The sequence below is a fragment of the Sphingomonas sp. FW306-05-A genome, from assembly GCF_058782275.1.
The window spans coordinates 1,137,616-1,155,734 of sequence record NZ_JBYSXN010000001.1 but is presented as its reverse complement, the minus strand read 5'-3'; the positions used below and the strand labels follow the sequence as shown (position 1 = coordinate 1,155,734).

Below are 18,119 nucleotides of genomic sequence, written 5' to 3'. Positions count from 1 at the left end.
TCGTTCCATCGCTCGAGGACCGTGCCTTCGTGAAGCTCTTCCATTATAGTCTGGCGGCAGGTTTGCTGTCCGTCTCTGCCCCGGCGTTGGCGCAATCGCTGACGTCGGCGGAAACTGCCCAGGTCGACAAGACCGTCACCGATGCGCTCGCCAAATCGGGGGTGCCCTCGGCCTCGGTCGCGATCGTCCGCGGTGGCCGGATCGTCTACACCAAGGCTTACGGCAAACAGGCCGAAACCGGAACGACCCGCGACGACGCCCCCTATCAGATCGCATCCGTCTCCAAGCAGTTCACCGCCGCCGCGATCCTGCTGCTACAACGCGAGGGCAAGCTGAGCCTCGACGATCACGTCTCCAAATATGTCCCTGGCATCACCGACGGCGACACGATCACGATCCGCCAGTTGCTCAGCCACACCGCTGGCCTGCGCGATTACTGGCCACAGGATTACAGCTTCAAGGCGATGGCGACTCCGGTCACGCCGCAGCAGATCGTCGATCGCTGGGCGAAGAAGCCGCTCGATTTCAAGCCCGGCACGCAGTGGCAATATTCCAACACCGGCTATGTCGTCGCCGGGATGATCGTCGAGAAGGTGTCGGGGCAGAAGCTGCTCGATTTCCTGAAAGCCCGGATCTTCAAGCCGCTCGGCGTCACCGTCTACGATCAGGATCTCGCAGTCGGCCCGGGCTTTCCGCAAGGCTATGGTCGCGCAGCGCTCGGTCCGGTCCGGCCGGTCCAACCGCCGGCGCGCGGGTGGCTCTATGCGGCGGGCGAACTGGCGATGAGCGCGCGGGCGCTCGCGACGTGGGACGTGGCGCGGCTTGATCGCGCGGTACTGACGCCGGAGGATTGGGCGACGCAGGAAACCCCGGTCAAGCTCGCCGACGGGAGCAGCAACGGCTACGGGCTGGGCGTCAGCACAGGGACCGCCAACGGTCGCCGCACGATCGAACATAGCGGCGAAGCGGTCGGTTTCCTGTCCGAGAACATCGTCTATCCGGACCAGAAGGCCGCGATCGTGGTGCTCATCAACAGCTGGTCGAGCGATGCCTATCAGACGATCGCGCAGAAGCTAGCCGGGATCGTGCTGAGCCCTGACACGGTCGATCCGGCGGATGCCGCCGCACTGGCGCGGGTCCGCACTGCGTTCGATCAGCTGCGCGACGGCACGCTCGACCGCAGCCAACTCACCGAAGACGCCAGTTACTACTTCACCCCGACGACGCTGGGCGATTACCGCACCAGCCTCGCGCCGCTCGGCACCCCGACCGCCTTCGTCCAGACCGGCAAGCCGCGATTGCGCGGCGGCTTCGTCAACCGCTCCTACCGTGTCACCTATCCCGGCACGACGCTGTCGGTCAGCACCTACGCCGAACCCGGCCCCAACGGAAAGCTCGAGCAATTGCTCGTGACCCCCACCCAGCCATGATCGATTTCACCACCTGTCTCCAACCCGATCGCGGCCAAAGCGCCCGGACGATCCATGTTGTCCATCCCGATCAATGGGATAGCTGGCTTTCCACCCAGCCGACGCGAACCCGCGCCGCGGTCGCCGCTCACGGGCTGACCGGCAAGCCGGGCAACCGCGCGGTCCTGCCGGGAGACGCGGCCGACGACTGGGCGATGCTCCTCGTGTGCAACGAAAGCCACGTTTCGCCGTGGCGGATCGCCTCACTCGGCGCGCAGCTGCCCGCGGGCACCTACCGCCTTGCCGAAGGCGAACCGGGTGCCGCGATGCTGGGCTGGTGCCTCGCCCAGCATCGTTTCGATCGCTACCGCAAGGACCCCGCGCCCATCGGCCCGAGCGTCCTGCTGACCGGCGAGCCCGCGCGGATCGACGAAACGATCCGCATCGCCCGCGCGGTCGCCAAGGTGCGCGACCTCGTCAACACCCCCGCCGCCGATCTCGGCCCCGCGGACCTGGAGGCCGAAGCCGCCGCGCTCGCCAAGACGCACGATGCGTCGCTGACCGTCACCAAGGGTGAGCCGCTCGTGACGGGCTACCCGATGATCCACGCGGTCGGCCAGGCCGCGGCCAAGGGGCGCGAGCCACGGCTGATCGAGCTCGAATGGGGCAACCCGGCGCATCCGCGGATCGCGGTGATCGGCAAGGGCGTGTGCTTCGATTCGGGCGGGCTCGATATCAAGCCGTCGTCGGGGATGCGCCTGATGAAGAAGGACATGGGCGGCGCGGCGCATGCGCTGTCGCTCGCCGGGCTGATCATGGGCGCGCGGCTGCCGGTGCGGCTGCATCTGCTGATCCCGGCGGTCGAGAACAGCATCGCGGGCAACGCCTTCCGCCCGGGCGACGTGCTCGCGACGCGCAAGGGCGTGACGGTTGAGAACACCAACACCGATGCCGAGGGTCGCCTCGTCCTCGCCGACGCGATCACGCGCGCTGGCGAGGAAGCGCCGACGCTGATCCTCGATTTCGCGACGCTCACCGGTGCCGCCCGCGTCGCGCTGGGGCCGGACCTTCCTGCAACCTTCGCCAATGACGATGCGCTGGCGGCGGCGCTGCTGGAGGCCGGGACCGCGACGGGCGACCCACTGTGGCGGCTGCCATTGTGGGACGGGTATGACGACATGCTCGCCTCGGACATCGCCGACATGGTGAATGCGCCCGACGGCGGGTTCGCCGGGTCGGTGACCGCCGCCCTCTTCCTGCGCCGGTTCATCCCCGCCGATACGCCCTGGGCGCATTTCGATACCTTCGCGTGGCGGCCGACGTCCAAGCCGGGGCGTCCCAAGGGCGGCGAGGCGCTCGGCTTGCGTGCCGCATGGGCGATGCTCAAGGCACGGTATCCGGCATGATCTACATCCTGATCAACGTTGCCCCGATCCTCGTGGCGACCGCGATCGGCTTGCTGCTCGGCGCGGCGTATCGCGCGACGTTCGACCGGGGCGCACCTCAGTTGAACGTACTGACGCTGGTGATCGCCACGCTCGGGCTGTTCTGGTTCGCGTCGATCCTCGCGGGCGCACTGATCCTCGCGCCGCCCAAGGCGGCACCGTGGATCATGGCGGTGGGCAGCGCGGTCGTGATCTGGGCGGGGTTCGTCCTGCCGGTCGTTGCGATCACGCAAAGCTATCGCGGCGCGCGCGGCGGGCAGATCGCGCGCGATGCAGCGTTCTGGCTGGTGGCGATGGTGATACAGGCGGTCGTGATGAAGCTGATCGGCCTGGCCCCGCCGCCTGCCTAGGCGCGGATGATCTCGATCGTGGTGTAAGGCGCAACCACGCGCCACCCCATCGTCTCGTACAGCGCCCGCCCGGCATCGGTCGCCGCCAACATCCGGAGCGTCTCCGGCGCCTGACGTTGCCCCAGCACGCTCATGATCGCACGCCCGAGACCGCGGCGGCGATGTTCGGGCTGGGTGACGATCCGGTCGTAACAGAACACCCCGCCAGCCATCGCCCCATAGCCGCTCGCCGCCAGGGTCCCGGCGGCATCCGCGATCACCGCGGACGCCACGTCGCGCTGCGTCGTCAGGTCCAGCGTATAGCCCTGCGGGAGCGACACCGGATCATCGCAATGCGGGTCCTGCACCATCATCCAGGCGACCGACTGCACCGTCCAGCGAGGCGGCACGATCGAGAGAACGTCCGCCGCCGGGGCGCACGCCTTGAGGAAGACGCGGGGCGAATCGATTGCGTCGGCGGCAGCCCGGAAGGCCGCATCGGCCTCCAGAAAGACATAGCGGCACAGTTCCGCCGCGCTCCCGGTATCGACGCGCCAACCGCCGCGGTCCCGAACCGGCGCAGGGACGCCACGCGCGATCGAGCGCGCGGACAGCCACGCTTCCAGCCGCTGCGGCGTGAGATCCGCCGTCATCCCCGCCCCTGCCCGGTCATGCCGCCTCGATGATCGGCACGAACTTCGCCGCGGTCAAACTGGCACCACCGACCAGTGCGCCATCGACGTCCTCGGTCTCGAGGATCGCGGCGGCGTTCGCCCCCGTGACCGACCCGCCGTAAATGATGCGGATCCCGTCCGCCGCATCCCCGACCAGCGTCCGCAGCTTGGCGCGCGCAATCGAATGGACTTCGGCGATCTCGTCGAGCGTCGGCGTGCGCCCGGTGCCGATCGCCCAGCGCGGCTCATAGGCGATCGTCAGCCAGTCGCCATTCGCCAGATCGGGCACCGACTTCTCGATCTGCGCCTGCACGACCCGCGCCGCGCGACCGGCGTCGCGCTCGGCATCGGTTTCGCCAACGCACAGGATGACGCTCAGCCCGTGCCGATGCGCGGCGCTCGCCTTGGCCCAGGCGTCCTGGCTGGTTTCGCCCTGATCGGTGCGGCGTTCGCTGTGGCCGACGATCGTGAACCGCGCGCCTGCCTCGACCAGCATCGACGCCGACAGGCACCCGGTATGCGCACCGCTTTCGGCAGCATGAACATCCTGCCCGCCGATCGCGAACCCGGGCACCAGTGCCACCGCCGGCGCAATCAGCGTGGCGGGCAAGGCGATCGACACGTCGACCGCACTCGCGGCATCCGCGGCAGCCGCGATCGTCGTCAGCTCGGCAAGCGCCGATCGACTGCCGTTCATCTTCCAATTGCCCGCCACAAGCTTGCGTCGCATCATCCCGCGTCTCTCCGTTTCTGTCTTGCGGACAGCGATAGCGTCACGGGCGTGCTGCACAAGCTTGATGCAGCCCCGACCTGCCCGTAAAGCAACCCTTCTTCGTCCCTTACCACGACAGATCGGCCGCCCCCGACCATGATGAGTTTTTTCCGCCGAATGATCCGCCACCCGCTTGGTGGCGCGGTTGCGCTCGGCTTCGTTGGCCTGCTCGGACTCGCGTTCGTGCTTTCTGATCATTCGGGAACGGCGACCGGTGCTTCGGTCAATGCCGCCGATGTCGCGGTCAAGGTCGGCAACAAGACGATCACGATCAGCGAACTGCGCGCTGCGGTCGCGCGGGACGTCGACACTTATCGCCAGCAGCAGCCGACGCTCGACACGCAGCAATTCGTGGCAGGCGGGGGATATGAGGCGACGCTGGAGCGGCTGATCGATTCGACCGCGTTCCGCCAGTTCGCGCAGAAGCAGGGCATGGTCGTCAGCAAGCGCGCGGTCGACGGCCTGATCGCGAGCCAGCCGGGCCTCGCCGGGCTCGACGGCAAGTTCAGCCAGGAAAAGTACGAGCAGGTGCTCCGCCAGATCGGGATGACCGACGCGGAAGTCCGCCTCCAGACGACCGACCAGGTGCTGACGCGGCAATTGCTGCTGTCGCCGATCCAGGCGAAACAGGTCCCGGCTGGCCTCGCCACGCCCTATGCCAATCTGTTGCTCGAAAAGCGCAGCGGTCAGATCGGCTTCATCCCCGCCGCCGCGATGCCGACGGGCGCAGCCCCGACCGATGCCGAACTCGCGACCTATTATGCGCGTAACCTTGGCAAGTACCGCCTGCCCGAGCGCCGCGTAGTGCGCTACGCTACGCTCAGCCCAGCATCGCTTGCGGCACAGGCCGCTCCGAGCGACGCGGAAATTGCTGCTGCCTACAAGGCACAGGCACAGAAGTTCGCCGCCGCCGAGCTGCGCACGATCGTCCAGGTCGTCGTCGGTGACCAGGCGTCGGCCAATGCGCTGGCCGCCAAGGTGCGGGGCGGTGCGTCGATCGAGCAGGTTGCCCGCGCTGCCGGGCTCGAGCCCGCGACGGTCAAGGACACGCAGAAAGCGGCGTTCGCCGGACAGTCCTCGCCAGAGATTGCCAACGCGGTATTTGCCGCCAAGACCGGCGACGTCGTCGGACCGCTCCGCGCACCACTCGGTTTCGTTGTTGCCAAGGTAGCATCGGTCCGCACGCAGGCCGCCAAGTCGCTTGCCGAAGCAACGCCTGAACTGAAGGCCTCGCTCGCGCCACAGAAGACCACCGCGTTGCTGACCGAGAAGCGCAATGCGTTCGACGATGCGTTGGGCAAGACCAGCTTCGAGGGTCTTGTCACCAAGAACCAGCTGACCGCGCAGACCACGCCGGCGCTGACCGCAGCTGGCCAGAACCTCGACACGCCGACCGCCAAGCCGGACCCTGCACTCACCCCGATCCTGGCCGCTGCGTTTGCCGCATCGCCGGGCGATCAGCCGCAGACCGTACCGCTGGGTCAGGACGGGAGCTTCGCGCTCGTCACGCTCGACAAGGTCCTGCCCGCGGCACCGCGTCCGCTCGCGCAGATCCGGGATACCGTCGTCCGCGACTTCCAGCTCGATCGGGCGCAGCGTGCGGCCCATGACGTCGCCGCCAAGGTCGTTGCTGCTGCCAACGGCGGCACCGCGCTGCCGCAGGCGCTGTCGGCAACCGGTCTCAAGCTGCCGCCGTTGCAGCCTGTCACCGGCCCGCGTGCGGCGCTGATCGGCAACCCACAGCGCGTTCCGCCGCCGCTCGCGTTGATGTTCGCGATGCCTGCCAAGACGACCAAGCTGCTGGAGGCACCCGACAAGTCGGGCTGGGTCATCGTCCACCTCGACACCATCACGCCGGGCAACGCGCAAGGGAACGCCAAGGTCATCGCCGGAACGCAAAGCGACATCGGCAACGTTGTCGGGCGCGAATATGTCGCGCAGTTCGGCAAGGCGGTGCAGAATGCGATCGGCACGACGCGCAATGCGAAGGCGATTGCGTCGTTGAAGGCAGAACTTCTGGGTCTCGCCAGTGCCGATCAGCCCTGATCGCGCAGGCGCCGCCGCGGCGCGGATCGCGCTCGCGGCGGGGCGTCCGGCGCTGCTGTGGCAACGCCAGATCGCCGACACTGAAACCCCCGTCGCCGCCGCGCTCAAGCTGATCGAGCCCGGCCGCGGGGATTTCCTGCTGGAGTCGGTCGAGGGCGGCGAGACGCGCGGGCGGCACAGCCTGATCGGGCTAGCACCCGATCTGGTCTTTCGAGCGCACGGGGCACAGGCCGAGATCAACGCCGGGTGGCTGCACGATCGCGACACGTTCGCCCCCTGCGAAGAACCGACGCTGGACGCGTTGCGCACGCTGGTCGCGTCATGCCGGATGGATGTACCGGCAGAGCTCCCGCGCGCGCTCGCCTGCCTCGTCGGCTATTTCGGCTATGAGACGATCGGCCTCGTCGAGCGCCTCCCGCGCCCGACGAACGATGCGCTCAGCCTGCCGGACATGATCTTCGTGCGTCCGACCGTGATCCTGATCTTCGACCGGCTGGCGGATGCGTTGTTCCTCGTGTCCCCGGTCTGGCCGGATGCGGCGCGGGAACCGGACGCGATCGTTGCCGACGGACTCGACCGGATCGATTCCGTAGCGGCCCGGTTGGCAACGGCATCCCTCCCCGCCCCGGTGCGCGCCGATGCCGCCGACGAGATCGCGCTGACTTCGACGCTCGCGCCGGGTCGCTATGCCGAGATGGTCGCCCGTGCGAAGGACTATATCGTCGCGGGCGATATCTTTCAGGTCGTGCTGGCGCAGCGGTTCACCGCGCCCTTCACCCTGCCGCCGTTCGAATTGTATCGTGCGTTGCGCCGGATCAATCCGTCGCCGTTCCTGTACCACCTCGACCTGCCGGGCTTTACGCTCACCGGTTCTTCGCCCGAAATCCTGGTGCGCGTCCGCGACGGCGAAGTGACGATCCGCCCGATCGCGGGCACCCGTCCGCGTGGCAAGACCGCCGCCGAGGACGAAGCCAACCGCACGAGCCTGCTCGCCGACCCCAAGGAACGCGCCGAGCATCTGATGTTGCTGGATCTGGGCCGCAACGACGTGGGTCGCGTGGCAGAGGCGGGGAGCGTCACCGTGACGGCCAGCTACACGACCGAATTCTACAGCCACGTGATGCACATCGTGTCCAACGTGGTCGGGCGACTCGCCCCCGACAAGGACGCGCTCGATGCGTTGTTTGCGGGTTTCCCCGCAGGCACGGTATCGGGGGCTCCCAAGGTCCGCGCGTGCGAAATCATCGCCGAACTCGAGGATGCCGTGCGCGGGGCCTATGCCGGTGGCGTCGGCTATTTTTCACCCGATGGTTCGATGGATTCGTGCATCGTGCTGCGGACCGCGGTGTTGAAGGATGGGGTGATGCACGTTCAGGCCGGGGCGGGCATCGTCGCGGATAGCGAGGCAGCGTACGAACAGCGCGAATGTGAGGCCAAGGCGGGCGCCCTGCTTGCGGCTGCACGCGAGGCGATCGCGCGTGCCGTGGACAGCAATTACGGTCAGTGAATTCAGGGTTTGCCCTCCCCGGGCCAATGCCGAGGGAGGGCTAATCCGGTCACGGGATGATGTCAGCCTGACGACGCGCTTCGGCACGTTCCGCTGCAAACTGCTCGGCCCGAAGCTTCCCGCAGCCGGTTTGTCCGCCCGATCCGACCGGCGAACACGTATCTGGCAATCCACCGGCGCGACGACCGGCATCATCGGCGACCGCAGTGCGATTGACCCAACTCTGGTTCTGCGCCGCGATCGGCTTGTCGTCGCGCAATTCCTTCGGAATGCGATACGGCTCGCCCTGGCGTGCGCATACGACGATCTCGGCATCGGGATCGCTCGACTTGGGACACGCCTGATTGCCGGTAATGGTGACGGAGCGGATTCGCTGCGGCGGCTTCCCCGACTCGGCCTGCTGTTGCGCCGCCGCTGGCGAGGACTGGGCGACTGCAGGACCTGCGACTGGCGCGGCGGCCAGCAGTCCGATCAAGGCAAAAGTGCGCAACATGTTCATTTCTCCCAAGGTTCATCAACGTGTGGCGCGCGAGGTTGATCCACCCTGAACCATACGTTCGACGTCCCTAGCTGCGTAAACGTTGTGGTATATGTCCAAACACGGTAGCGGCGCGAGGATGATCCTCGTCATCGACAATTACGACAGCTTCACCTGGAACCTGGTCCATTATCTGATGGAGTTGGGGACCGAAGTGAAGGTCGTCCGCAACGACGCGCTGACCGCTGCCGAGGCGATGGCCAGCAACGCGCAAGGGTTCCTCATCTCGCCCGGTCCCAAGACCCCGACCGAAGCCGGCGTGTCGCTCGACCTCGTCGCGGCATGCGCGGACTCGGGGCGTCCGTTGCTCGGTGTGTGTCTCGGGCATCAGGCGATCGGCCAGCATTTCGGCGGATCTGTCGTGCGCGGCGGCCTGATGCACGGCAAGACCTCCCCCGTCACGCATGACGGCAGCGGTGTGTTTGCTGGCCTCCCCTCGCCGTTCACCGCGACGCGCTACCATTCGCTGATTGTCGAAGACATGCCCGACACGCTCCTCGCCAACGCGCACGCCGATGACGGTTCGGTCATGGGCGTCCGCCACCGCACGCTGCCGATCCACGGCGTCCAGTTCCATCCCGAAAGCATCGCGACCGAGCACGGCCACGCGATGCTCGCCAACTTCCTCGCCGACGCCGGGATCACCGCCAAGGCTCCCGCGTGAGCACGCTCGCCCTGCTTCCCGATCCGACCAGCCCGCTCAGCCGTGAAACCGCGGCACAGGCGTTCGCCGACCTGCTCGACGGGCATGTCCCCGACGAGGCGATCGCCACGTTCCTTATCGGCCTGACCGAACGCGGCGAGACCAGCATCGAGATCGCCGAGGCGGCGCGCGCGCTCCGCAATCGGTTGATCCCGATTGCCGCTCCGGCCGGCGCGATCGACGTGTGCGGCACGGGCGGCGACGGGCATCATACGCTCAACGTGTCGACCGCGGTGTCGCTCGTCGTCGCAAGCACTGGCGTTCCCGTCGCCAAGCACGGCAATCGCGCGGCATCGTCGAAGGCGGGCGCCGCCGATACGCTGGAGGTGCTCGGGCTCGACATGGACCGGGCGGGCGCGAACGCCGAGGCGAGCCTGCACGAGATCGGCATCGCCTTCCTGTTCGCGGCCAACCATCACCCCGCAATGCGTCGCATCACCCCGATCCGGCAGAAGATCGGACGCCGTACGATCTTCAACCTGATGGGGCCGCTCGCCAATCCGGCGGGGGTCACGCGGCAGTTGATCGGGATTGCACGTCCTGACTACGCCACAACCTACGCCGCCGCGCTCGAACAACTGGGCACCGAGGCCGCGATCGTCGTTTCAGGCGACGAGGGGCTCGATGAGATTTCCTGCGCTGGCCCGACGCTCGCCGTCAGCATCGGCAGCGCCAGCGTTCCCGATCGCATCAGCCCCGAGGATGCGGGACTGCCGCGCCATCCGATCAGCGCGATCGTCGGCGGAGACCCCGCGTACAACGCCGCTGCATTGCGCCGCCTGCTGGGCGGTGAGACCGGCGCATATCGCGACGCGGTGCTGCTCAACGCCGCTGCCGCGCTGATCGTCGCCGGAACCGTGCAAACCTTACCGGAAGGCGCACAAATCGCTGCCGAAGCGCTGGATTCCGGCGCTGCAAACGCCCTGCTTGATCGCTGGATCGCTTACCCATGACCGATATCCTCAACCGCATCCTCGAAACCAAGCGCGCCGACGTCGCCGCGCGTAAAGCGACGATCCCGATGGCCGAACTCGACGCGCGCATCGCCGCGCAGACCAAACCGCGCGGTTTCCGTGCGGCGCTCGACGCGCGCGCAAAGACGGGCTTCGCGCTGATCGCTGAAATCAAGAAGGCCAGCCCCTCCAAGGGCCTGATCCGCGAGGATTTCGATCCGCCGGCGCATGCCGCTGCTTACGCAGCGGGGGGTGCCACCTGCCTGTCGGTGCTGACCGACGAAGCGTGGTTCCAGGGTTCGGACGCCTATCTGCTCGCGGCGCGCGGCGCGTGCGACCTGCCGGTGTTGCGCAAGGACTTCATGGTCGACCCGTGGCAAGTGCCCGAGTCGCGCGGGATCGGCGCGGATGCGATCCTGCTGATCATGGCGGCGCTCGACGACACGCTCCTTGCCGAAATCGAGGCGAGCGCGATCGAGTGCGGGATGGACGTGCTGGTCGAAGTGCACACGCAGGACGAGATGGAGCGCGCGATGAAGCTCAAGTCGCGCCTGATCGGGGTCAATAACCGCGACCTGCGCACCTTCACGGTGGATTTCGCCCGGACCTACGAACTGGTTTCGAAGGCTCCCAAGGATTGCACTTTTGTCGCGGAAAGCGGGCTGACGACACGCGCCGACCTCGACGCGATGGCCGAACATGACATCCGCTGCTTCCTGATCGGCGAGGCGCTGATGCGCCAGCCCGACGTCGAGGCCGCGACGCGGAGCCTCGTCGGATGAGCGGCCTGACGCATCTGGACGAAGCCGGCGCGGCGCATATGGTCGACGTCGGCGGCAAGACGCCGACTCGCCGCGAGGCCGTTGCGCGCGGGCGGATCGACATGGTGCCCGAGGCGGTCCGCGCGATCCGTGACGGCAGCGCGATCAAGGGCGACGTGCTTGCGGTCGCGCGCGTTGCGGGGATCATGGGGGCGAAGAAGACGAGCGACCTGATCCCGCTGTGCCACCCGTTGCCGCTGACGCGCGTCGCGATCGATCTTGTGGTCGACGACGAAGGCGTGGTGGCGACCGCGACGGCCGCGACCGAGGGCAAGACCGGCGTCGAGATGGAGGCACTAACCGCGGCAACGGTCGCGCTGCTGACGATCTACGACATGGCCAAGGCGATCGACAAGGGCATGACGATCCGGGATATCCAGTTGCTTACGAAGCTGGGTGGCAAGTCGGGCGACTGGGCGCGCTAGCCGGCGCACGGTCCTCATCCCCCCTATTGCTTCCCCGGCGAAGGCCGGGGCCCAGTAGCGCAGGTGGACGTAACGGAGCGATGCAGCCAGCATTCTACTGCTTCGCTACTGGGCCCCGGCCTTCGCCGGGGAAGCGCGAAGTGTTGGGCAGCTTAGCAATCAAAAAGAAAGGAGAGGCAGCCTAAGCCGCCTCCCCCCGTCGCTCTCACCCGAACAGCTTCGCCGCGGTCTCCGCGATACGCTTGCCCTGATACCGTGCACCGTCCAGTTCTTCCTGCGCAGGCTGGCGGCTGCCGTCGCCGTCGGCGATCGTCGTCGCGCCATACGGCGTACCACCAAGCACCTTCTCGACGCCCATCTGCCCCTTGAACCCATAGTCCAGGCCGACGATCGTCATGCCGTGGTGCAGCAGGTTGGTGATGATCGAGAACAACGTCGTCTCCTGACCGCCATGCTGGCTTGCGGTCGAGGTGAAAGCCCCGCCGACCTTGCCGATCAGCTTGCCGCCGAACCACAGCCCGCCGGTCGTATCCCAGAACTGGGCCATCTGCGCGGGCATCCGGCCATAGCGCGTCGGCGCACCGACGATGATCGCGTCGTAATTGGCCAGCGCGTCGGGGCCTTCGATCAGCGGGTGCGCAGTGTCGGTCTTGAAGTGGGCGGCTTCAACGACGTCCTGCGGTGCGGTTTCGGCGACGCGGCGAATGTCAACTTCGGCACCAGCCGAGCGCGCGCCCTCTGCAACCGCATCGGCCATCTGCTCGACATGACCGTAGGACGAATAATAGAGCACGAGAACCTTAGCCATGATAGCTTCCTTCTGTTTGAATTGAGAGACTTGAGAACGCTTACTGAGAGTCGACGAGAACCAGTTCGGCGTCCTCGATCGCGGTGATCGTCACGGTCTGGCCGCCGTCCATCGCAGCGCCATCGCGTGCCTTGAACGTCTCGCCAGCGATTTCGATCACCCCGGTCGCCGGAACGAGATAGGCATGCCGCCCCGGCAGGACTTCATGCGTGATCGTCTCGCCAGCGCGGACCATCGCCGCAAGCACGCGTGCCTCGGCGCGGATCGGCAGCGCGTCCTTGTCTTCCGAGAACCCGCTCGCCAGCGTAACGAACTGGCCCGAACGATCGTCCTTGGGGAAAGGCTTAGCCCCCCAGGAGGGCGACCCGCCGGTACGGCTCGGCTCGATCCAGATCTGGAAGATCGTGGTCTGTTCGCTCTCGAGATTATATTCGGCATGCCGGACGCCCGTGCCCGCGCTCATCACCTGAACGTCGCCCGCACCCGTGCGGCCTTCGTTGCCAAGCGAGTCCTTGTGCGTGATCGCGCCTTTGCGGACATAGGTGATGATTTCCATGTCGCGGTGCGGATGCGGGGGAAAGCCGCTGTTGGCGGCGATCTCGTCGTCGTTCCACACGCGGATCGCACCCCAGCCCATCCGGGCGGGCTCGTAATAGTTCGCGAAGGAAAAGTGATGGCGCGCATTGAGCCAACCGTGGTTGGCGTGCCCCAGGCTTTCAAAAGACCGTTTCTCGATCATGCTACATCTCCGGGAGGAACCCAGTGTTCCGTTGCAACCAAGATAGGCGTTTCGATCACGCCGTAAATGGAAACACTGGAAACCGATCGTTTCCACAGCTACAGATTTCGGGGTCATTGCGGGAGTAGGTCACGATGCGTCTGCCCGATCTTGAAGCATGGGCGATCTTCGCGAGCGTGGTGGAACACCGTTCCTTCAGCGGTGCCGCGGATGCGATCGGCGTCTCCAAGGCGACCGTGTCGAAGGCGGTGACCCGGCTGGAGGCGCATCTCGGCCAGTCGCTATTCCATCGCACCTCCCGACGGCTGACGCTGACCGAGAACGGCAAGGGCCTGGCGGAACATGCCGCGCGGATCCTTGCCGAGGCCAATGCCGCGGAGGAAGCCGCGCTGGACGCGGCGAACGCTCCGACCGGCCTTGTCCGGGTCGCCGCGCCGATGTCGCTCGGCCTGCTCGCGATCGCGCCGGTCATCGCGGACTTTCTCGTGCTCAATCCCGGGATCCAGATCGACCTGCATCTCTCCGATGCGCGCGTCGATATCGTCGCGGAAGGGTTCGACATCGCGCTGCGAATCGCGACATTGCCGGACAGTTCACTGCGCTCGCGCAAGCTCGCGGACATGCGGATGCACGTGGTCGCCGCCCCTGCCTATCTCGCCCTGCATGGACGCCCGACGCATCCCGGGCAACTCGGTGAGCACCGCTGCTTCGCCTATACAAACGTCACCGCGCCGTGGCGGTTCGTCGGGGCCGACGGCACCGAAGTCTCGGTCCGGCTCAACGGGCCGCTCGCGACCAACAGTGGGGAAGCGATGCTTCCGGCGCTGCGTCGCGGGCTCGGGATCGCGATGCTGCCCGAATTCATCGTCGCGGAGGATCTCAAGGCGGGCCGAATCGAGATCATCCTGGCGGATTGGGCACCGCATACCGGCGCGTTGCATCTGATGACGCCCCCGGGCACGCTGCGACCTGCCCGGGTGGAGGGATTGATCGCTTTCCTTACCGACCGGCTCAAACAGATCTGTGTCCAGCCGTGACTCGAAACGCATCGGGTAATGCCCCGGATTAATTGCAAATTAACCTTTTGCCTTCATTGATGTTGAGGTTAATAGTTACTGCGAAGGTTGGTCGGGCCAAGGGAGGTACCGAAGCCTTGGAACGGGGAACAGCAAGATGCGTGTGCTGCTGATCGAAGACGAGCCGACGACCGCCAAGGCGATCGAGCTCATGCTGACGACCGAAGGCTTCAATATTTACACTACCGATCTTGGCGAAGAAGGCCTCGATCTTGGCAAATTGTACGATTACGACATTATTCTGCTCGATCTCAACTTGCCCGACATGCACGGCTACGACGTGCTCAAGCGGCTGCGAGTCGCACGCGTGCAGACCCCGGTGCTGATTCTCTCAGGCATCAACGAGATGGACTCGAAAGTCCGCTCGTTCGGGTTCGGCGCGGACGATTATGTGACCAAGCCGTTCCACCGCGAGGAACTGACGGCGCGGATCCATGCCGTTGTGCGGCGGTCGAAGGGTCACAGCCAGTCGGTGATCCGGACCGGCAAGCTTGCGGTCAACCTTGATGCCAAGACGGTCGAGGTGGACGGTTCGCGCGTGCATCTGACGGGCAAGGAATATGCGATGCTCGAGCTGCTGTCGCTGCGCAAGGGCACCACGCTGACCAAGGAAATGTTCCTCAACCACCTGTATGGTGGAATGGACGAGCCCGAACTCAAGATCATCGACGTGTTCATCTGCAAGCTTCGCAAGAAGCTCAGCATGGCATGCGAAGGCGAAAACTACATCGAGACCGTCTGGGGCCGTGGCTACGTACTACGCGAGCCCGATGAGATGATCAGCTCGGCCGAAGTCGCTTAACGTACCTTTTCAGTTTCAACGGGACGGCCAGGCCGGAAGATGATCGCATCATCTTCCGGCAGCGACTTCCCGCGCGCCCCTGAGACGTCTGCTTATCCGCCAGGTTTATGACGCGAAAACAGCTGTTTGCGTGACATTCCGTTTACCATACGTCCCGCTTTGATCATGTCCGCAACCTAGCATGTAAAAATCGGCGGCCGCGCATCGACTGCGGCCGACCAGGAATTTTTGGGGCTATCCTATGAAGATGCAATCCGCTTGGGCCGCATTGTGTGCGACCAGTCTCGTCCTGTCGGGCTGCGGTGGCGGCGGTGAGAGCGACGCTACACCCGCCCCGGCCCCCGCGCCTGCCCCTACGCCGACACCGACCCCAGCCGCGGGTGCGGTCCGCACGATCGTGATGGTATGGGATGGGCTGCGTCCCGACGACGTGAATGCAACCGATACGCCCAACCTGCTCGCGTTGCAGCAGGGGGGCGTCAACTTCCAGGACAACCACTCGACCTATCCGACGTTCACGATGATGAACGGATCGTCGTTCGCGACCGGGTCTTTCCCGAAGACGTCGGGCTTCTTCGGCAACACCGTCTGGACGCCGCCGCAGGGCACGGGCAACACCATCCCGGCCGGCAAGACCGCCACCGGCGCCACGCAAAGCTACAGCGACCCCGTCTTTACCGAGGATTATCAGGTCCTCTCGACGCTGAACGACTATTACGGGGGTCAGCTGCTGCTGGTGAAGAGCCTGTTCGCGACCGCACAGGCCGCCGGGCTCACCACGGCGGCGATCGGCAAGTCGGGGGCAGCCTTCATCCAGGATCTCGGCAAGGGCGGGCTGTTCCTCGACGAGAATACGGTCATGCCGCGCAGCCTCGCAACCGAACTGCAGACGGCGAACATCCCGCTGCCCGCGAACGTCGTCAACACCTACGCAGGCGGCGAAGCCGTCACGCTCGCCGGGACCAACGGCAACCCGACCGGCCGCGCAGGCTACGTCACGTTCGACACCACCGCGTATGATCCCGGCGGCTCGATCGCCATCGCCGCGCGCGACTCGAGCGACGAGACGCAAGGCGCGCCCGAGGATGCCGCCAACAAGTACATGCTCAACGTCTTCACGTCGTACATCCTGCCGCAGAAGAAGCCGATGCTGTCGGTGATCTGGTTCCGCACCCCCGACAATGTCGAGCATGGCTATGGCCCCGGCAGCGCGAACGGGAACGCGGGTCTGCGGTCGCAGGATGCGCGGCTCGGTGAGTTGATGGCGGCGCTCAAGGCGCAGGGTCTCGACACCACCACCAACATCGTCGTCGTGTCCGATCACGCGCATTCCAGCGTGTCTGGCCCGCTCAACCTGTATCCGCTGCGGACGATCAATCCGTCGGCATCCGCGCCCAACGGTCCCACGGTCAACGGCGCGACCAGCGGCACCAGCGCGGCGAGCCTCGGCGGGATCAATCCGTCGGGATATTCCTTCTCGGGCGACGTCCGTTCGGCCGATCTGCTGACCTATCGCGGCTTCCGCGCGTATGACGGTGCAGGCTGCTCGACCAGCGCGATGTACGGCATCTCGGCGACCGGCACGCCCACCGTTCCGGTGCGGCTCGATACGTCCGGCTCGGTCTGTGGTGCGGCCAACACCCGATATCAGGCGATCAGCGCGACGGGCACGTTCCGCGTCCCTGCCCCCGGCAGCCTGCCGACCAACGGCATCGTCGTCGCAGCGAACGGCGGATCGGATTACTTCTATGTCCCCAGCCACGACCTGACGACGATCCGCAACCTCGTCACCTTCCTGCAGCAACGCGAGGAATATGGCGCGGTCTTCGTCGACAGCCGCTATGGCGCGATCCCCGGCACGCTGCAGATGAACCAGGTCAATTTGGAGAACGCCAACCGCAGCGGCAACGGCCAGCCCGATGTCGTCGTGTCGTTCAACTGGGACGATCAGGCGGTCGTCCACGGCAAGACCGGAATAGAGTTCTCCAGCGTCGGCGGACAGCGCGGGATGCACGGCAGCTTCAGTCCGGTCGACGTGCGCAATACACTAATCGCGTCGGGTCCGTCGTTCCGCAAGGGTGCGACCGTGACGACGCCGACGGGTAACGTCGACGTCGCGCCGACCGTCGCCTATCTGCTGCGGCTGGCGATGCCGCAGGCCGACGGGCGCATCATCAACGAAGCGTTGTTGTCCCCCGCAAGCGGCGCGACCCCGACCGTGGCAGCCTCCTCGATCTCGCCGAGCGCGCCCGCGACCGGCCTCTCGTTCGAGACCCCGCTCGATCCGACCGGACGGACCCGCGACACATCGCTGCCGCTCGGCACCTATACGATCACGTTGCAGGTCAAGGACCTCACGATCGACGGCAAGACCTATCGCTACTTCGATTACGCGAAGGCGACGCGCCAGTGATGTGCGTTTCCCGCATCGTTCCCCTGCTTGTGTTGATCCCGGCGCTGGCTCAGGCCGCCCCGCCCCCGCGTGCGGGGTCGTTCGACGCTACCTTCGCGGCAAAGGGCGAGCCCGCGTCGCTCCATTATCAGGTGCTGTACGTTTCCAACGGCGCACTCCACCGGATGGACGTGTGGCGCGACGGCGACCGCCGCATCAAGCGCGTCACGGATGGCGCGATTGCCACATATGCCACGCGGAAACCGGGAGAGGTCGGCTACACGCTCAAGGTGCTCGACCTGAAGCGCCGGATCAGCACGGTGATCGACCGGACCAACCTGTACCGGATCGGTCAGTTCACCGACTGGTACGATCTTGGCCACGGGTTGCGCCATCCCAAGGGTGCGTACCGCCTGGTGGCGTCTGGCGCTGCGCCTGCGGGGATGCCGCGGATCGGACGGGCGTGTCGCTGGTACGATCTGGTCGAAGGCCCCCGGACGACGCACATTTGCTGGGACAATGCGGTAAGGCTGCCCCTGCTCATCGCCCCTGCTGGCGGCGCGCCAATGTGGCGAGTGCGAGCGATCGATCAGGGCAAAATTCCCGCCGCGACCTTCGTCGCCGATGACCGCGGCTTCATCAGGAACGATGCAAACCGCGATATCGAAGCCGACTGATCG

18 protein-coding genes are annotated in these 18,119 nt (G+C 66.2%); 13 read left to right on the top strand and 5 right to left on the bottom strand.

Going from position 1 to position 18,119, the window contains the following annotated elements; genetic code table 11:
- Positions 1 to 29 precede the first annotated feature (29 nt).
- Genes AC3WJR_RS05335 through AC3WJR_RS05325 form a run of 3 tightly spaced genes read left to right on the top strand, consistent with a single transcriptional unit; the run spans position 30 to position 3,204 of the window.
- Positions 30 to 1,430, top strand: coding sequence for a serine hydrolase domain-containing protein (locus tag AC3WJR_RS05335; RefSeq protein ID WP_492722914.1), 1,401 nt, complete (start codon positions 30 to 32; stop codon positions 1,428 to 1,430).
- On the top strand, positions 1,427 to 2,815 hold the full coding sequence (locus tag AC3WJR_RS05330; protein ID WP_492722912.1) for a leucyl aminopeptidase family protein: 1,389 nt from the start codon (positions 1,427 to 1,429) through the stop codon (positions 2,813 to 2,815). Before AC3WJR_RS05335 ends, AC3WJR_RS05330 begins: the two co-directional genes overlap by 4 nt.
- Positions 2,782 to 3,204 (top strand): hypothetical protein, encoded by a 423-nt coding sequence (locus AC3WJR_RS05325; RefSeq protein ID WP_492722910.1) that lies wholly within the window; start codon positions 2,782 to 2,784, stop codon positions 3,202 to 3,204. Before AC3WJR_RS05330 ends, AC3WJR_RS05325 begins: the two co-directional genes overlap by 34 nt.
- Here the strand turns inward: AC3WJR_RS05325 and AC3WJR_RS05320 are convergent.
- Positions 3,201 to 3,836 carry a GNAT family N-acetyltransferase gene (locus AC3WJR_RS05320; RefSeq protein WP_492722908.1) on the bottom strand — a complete coding sequence of 212 codons (636 nt, stop codon included), beginning with the start codon at positions 3,834 to 3,836 and terminating at the stop codon, positions 3,201 to 3,203. The genes AC3WJR_RS05325 and AC3WJR_RS05320 overlap by 4 nt on opposite strands.
- A gap of 16 nt (positions 3,837 to 3,852) precedes the next feature.
- Positions 3,853 to 4,590: a triose-phosphate isomerase gene (tpiA, locus tag AC3WJR_RS05315; protein WP_354281599.1), complete on the bottom strand. Its 738-nt coding sequence runs from the start codon at positions 4,588 to 4,590 to the stop codon at positions 3,853 to 3,855.
- A gap of 135 nt (positions 4,591 to 4,725) precedes the next feature.
- Between tpiA and AC3WJR_RS05310 the strand changes: the two genes are divergently transcribed.
- Both AC3WJR_RS05310 and trpE read left to right on the top strand, forming a co-directional pair.
- Positions 4,726 to 6,675 carry a peptidylprolyl isomerase gene (locus AC3WJR_RS05310; RefSeq protein ID WP_492722905.1) on the top strand — a complete coding sequence of 650 codons (1,950 nt, stop codon included), beginning with the start codon at positions 4,726 to 4,728 and terminating at the stop codon, positions 6,673 to 6,675.
- Positions 6,659 to 8,182 (top strand): anthranilate synthase component I, encoded by a 1,524-nt coding sequence (gene trpE / locus AC3WJR_RS05305; RefSeq protein WP_492722903.1) that lies wholly within the window; start codon positions 6,659 to 6,661, stop codon positions 8,180 to 8,182. Before AC3WJR_RS05310 ends, trpE begins: the two co-directional genes overlap by 17 nt.
- Positions 8,183 to 8,231: 49 nt before the next feature.
- On the opposite strand, the gene AC3WJR_RS05300 is transcribed toward trpE, so the two are convergent.
- The gene (locus AC3WJR_RS05300) at positions 8,232 to 8,675 is read right to left on the bottom strand and encodes a hypothetical protein (RefSeq protein WP_354281604.1); all 444 of its coding nucleotides are present in this window, start codon (positions 8,673 to 8,675) and stop codon (positions 8,232 to 8,234) included.
- Between the two features lie 124 nt (positions 8,676 to 8,799).
- Here AC3WJR_RS05300 and AC3WJR_RS05295 point away from each other — a divergent pair, with 124 nt between their 5' ends.
- From AC3WJR_RS05295 to moaC, 4 genes are read left to right on the top strand one after another with little or no spacing between them, the layout of a single operon-like run.
- Complete coding sequence (locus AC3WJR_RS05295; RefSeq protein ID WP_492722900.1) at positions 8,800 to 9,384, top strand: anthranilate synthase component II; 585 nt, start codon at positions 8,800 to 8,802, stop codon at positions 9,382 to 9,384.
- Entirely contained in the window at positions 9,381 to 10,376 is a 996-nt protein-coding gene (trpD, locus tag AC3WJR_RS05290; protein ID WP_492722898.1) for an anthranilate phosphoribosyltransferase, read from the top strand. The genes AC3WJR_RS05295 and trpD overlap by 4 nt, the downstream gene beginning before the upstream one ends.
- A complete protein-coding gene (gene trpC, locus AC3WJR_RS05285; protein WP_492722896.1) occupies positions 10,373 to 11,158 on the top strand; it encodes an indole-3-glycerol phosphate synthase TrpC in 786 nt (261 codons plus the stop codon). Before trpD ends, trpC begins: the two co-directional genes overlap by 4 nt.
- Positions 11,155 to 11,622: a cyclic pyranopterin monophosphate synthase MoaC gene (gene moaC / locus AC3WJR_RS05280; protein WP_492722894.1), complete on the top strand. Its 468-nt coding sequence runs from the start codon at positions 11,155 to 11,157 to the stop codon at positions 11,620 to 11,622. The genes trpC and moaC overlap by 4 nt, the downstream gene beginning before the upstream one ends.
- Before the next feature lie 205 nt (positions 11,623 to 11,827).
- Here the strand turns inward: moaC and wrbA are convergent, their stop codons facing one another.
- Together wrbA and AC3WJR_RS05270 are read right to left on the bottom strand one after the other, a co-directional pair.
- Entirely contained in the window at positions 11,828 to 12,430 is a 603-nt protein-coding gene (wrbA, locus tag AC3WJR_RS05275; RefSeq protein ID WP_354281613.1) for an NAD(P)H:quinone oxidoreductase, read from the bottom strand.
- A gap of 40 nt (positions 12,431 to 12,470) precedes the next feature.
- Positions 12,471 to 13,169: a pirin family protein gene (locus AC3WJR_RS05270; RefSeq protein ID WP_354281614.1), complete on the bottom strand. Its 699-nt coding sequence runs from the start codon at positions 13,167 to 13,169 to the stop codon at positions 12,471 to 12,473.
- A 134-nt stretch (positions 13,170 to 13,303) separates the two neighbouring features.
- Here AC3WJR_RS05270 and AC3WJR_RS05265 point away from each other — a divergent pair, with 134 nt between their 5' ends.
- The 4 genes from AC3WJR_RS05265 (at position 13,304) to AC3WJR_RS05250 (ending at position 18,116) form a co-directional block, all read left to right on the top strand.
- On the top strand, positions 13,304 to 14,206 hold the full coding sequence (locus tag AC3WJR_RS05265) for a LysR family transcriptional regulator (RefSeq protein ID WP_354281616.1): 903 nt from the start codon (positions 13,304 to 13,306) through the stop codon (positions 14,204 to 14,206).
- Positions 14,207 to 14,342: 136 nt separating this feature from the next.
- Positions 14,343 to 15,047, top strand: coding sequence for a response regulator transcription factor CtrA (gene ctrA, locus AC3WJR_RS05260; RefSeq protein ID WP_354281618.1), 705 nt, complete (start codon positions 14,343 to 14,345; stop codon positions 15,045 to 15,047).
- Positions 15,048 to 15,294: 247 nt separating this feature from the next.
- On the top strand, positions 15,295 to 17,460 hold the full coding sequence (locus tag AC3WJR_RS05255) for an alkaline phosphatase family protein (RefSeq protein WP_492722891.1): 2,166 nt from the start codon (positions 15,295 to 15,297) through the stop codon (positions 17,458 to 17,460).
- Positions 17,460 to 18,116, top strand: a complete 657-nt coding sequence (locus tag AC3WJR_RS05250; RefSeq protein ID WP_492722890.1) for a hypothetical protein — start codon at positions 17,460 to 17,462, stop codon at positions 18,114 to 18,116. Before AC3WJR_RS05255 ends, AC3WJR_RS05250 begins: the two co-directional genes overlap by 1 nt.
- The last annotated feature ends 3 nt before the right edge of the window (positions 18,117 to 18,119 follow it).

Excerpts from the sequence above, each read along its gene's own strand:
- wrbA (WP_354281613.1), bottom strand. The coding sequence starts at position 12,430 with ATGGCTAAGGTTCTCGTGCTCTATTATTCGTCCTACGGTCATGTCGAG.
- AC3WJR_RS05310 (WP_492722905.1), top strand. The coding sequence starts at position 4,726 with ATGATGAGTTTTTTCCGCCGAATGATCCGCCACCCGCTTGGTGGCGCG.
- AC3WJR_RS05300 (WP_354281604.1), bottom strand. The coding sequence starts at position 8,675 with ATGTTGCGCACTTTTGCCTTGATCGGACTGCTGGCCGCCGCGCCAGTC.
- AC3WJR_RS05250 (WP_492722890.1), top strand. The coding sequence starts at position 17,460 with ATGTGCGTTTCCCGCATCGTTCCCCTGCTTGTGTTGATCCCGGCGCTG.
- AC3WJR_RS05255 (WP_492722891.1), top strand. The coding sequence starts at position 15,295 with ATGCAATCCGCTTGGGCCGCATTGTGTGCGACCAGTCTCGTCCTGTCG.
- AC3WJR_RS05295 (WP_492722900.1), top strand. The coding sequence starts at position 8,800 with ATGATCCTCGTCATCGACAATTACGACAGCTTCACCTGGAACCTGGTC.
- AC3WJR_RS05320 (WP_492722908.1), bottom strand. The coding sequence starts at position 3,836 with ATGACGGCGGATCTCACGCCGCAGCGGCTGGAAGCGTGGCTGTCCGCG.
- moaC (WP_492722894.1), top strand. The coding sequence starts at position 11,155 with ATGAGCGGCCTGACGCATCTGGACGAAGCCGGCGCGGCGCATATGGTC.
- ctrA (WP_354281618.1), top strand. The coding sequence starts at position 14,343 with ATGCGTGTGCTGCTGATCGAAGACGAGCCGACGACCGCCAAGGCGATC.
- trpC (WP_492722896.1), top strand. The coding sequence starts at position 10,373 with ATGACCGATATCCTCAACCGCATCCTCGAAACCAAGCGCGCCGACGTC.
- AC3WJR_RS05325 (WP_492722910.1), top strand. The coding sequence starts at position 2,782 with ATGGGCGATGCTCAAGGCACGGTATCCGGCATGATCTACATCCTGATC.
- AC3WJR_RS05330 (WP_492722912.1), top strand. The coding sequence starts at position 1,427 with ATGATCGATTTCACCACCTGTCTCCAACCCGATCGCGGCCAAAGCGCC.
- tpiA (WP_354281599.1), bottom strand. The coding sequence starts at position 4,590 with ATGATGCGACGCAAGCTTGTGGCGGGCAATTGGAAGATGAACGGCAGT.
- AC3WJR_RS05265 (WP_354281616.1), top strand. The coding sequence starts at position 13,304 with ATGCGTCTGCCCGATCTTGAAGCATGGGCGATCTTCGCGAGCGTGGTG.
- AC3WJR_RS05270 (WP_354281614.1), bottom strand. The coding sequence starts at position 13,169 with ATGATCGAGAAACGGTCTTTTGAAAGCCTGGGGCACGCCAACCACGGT.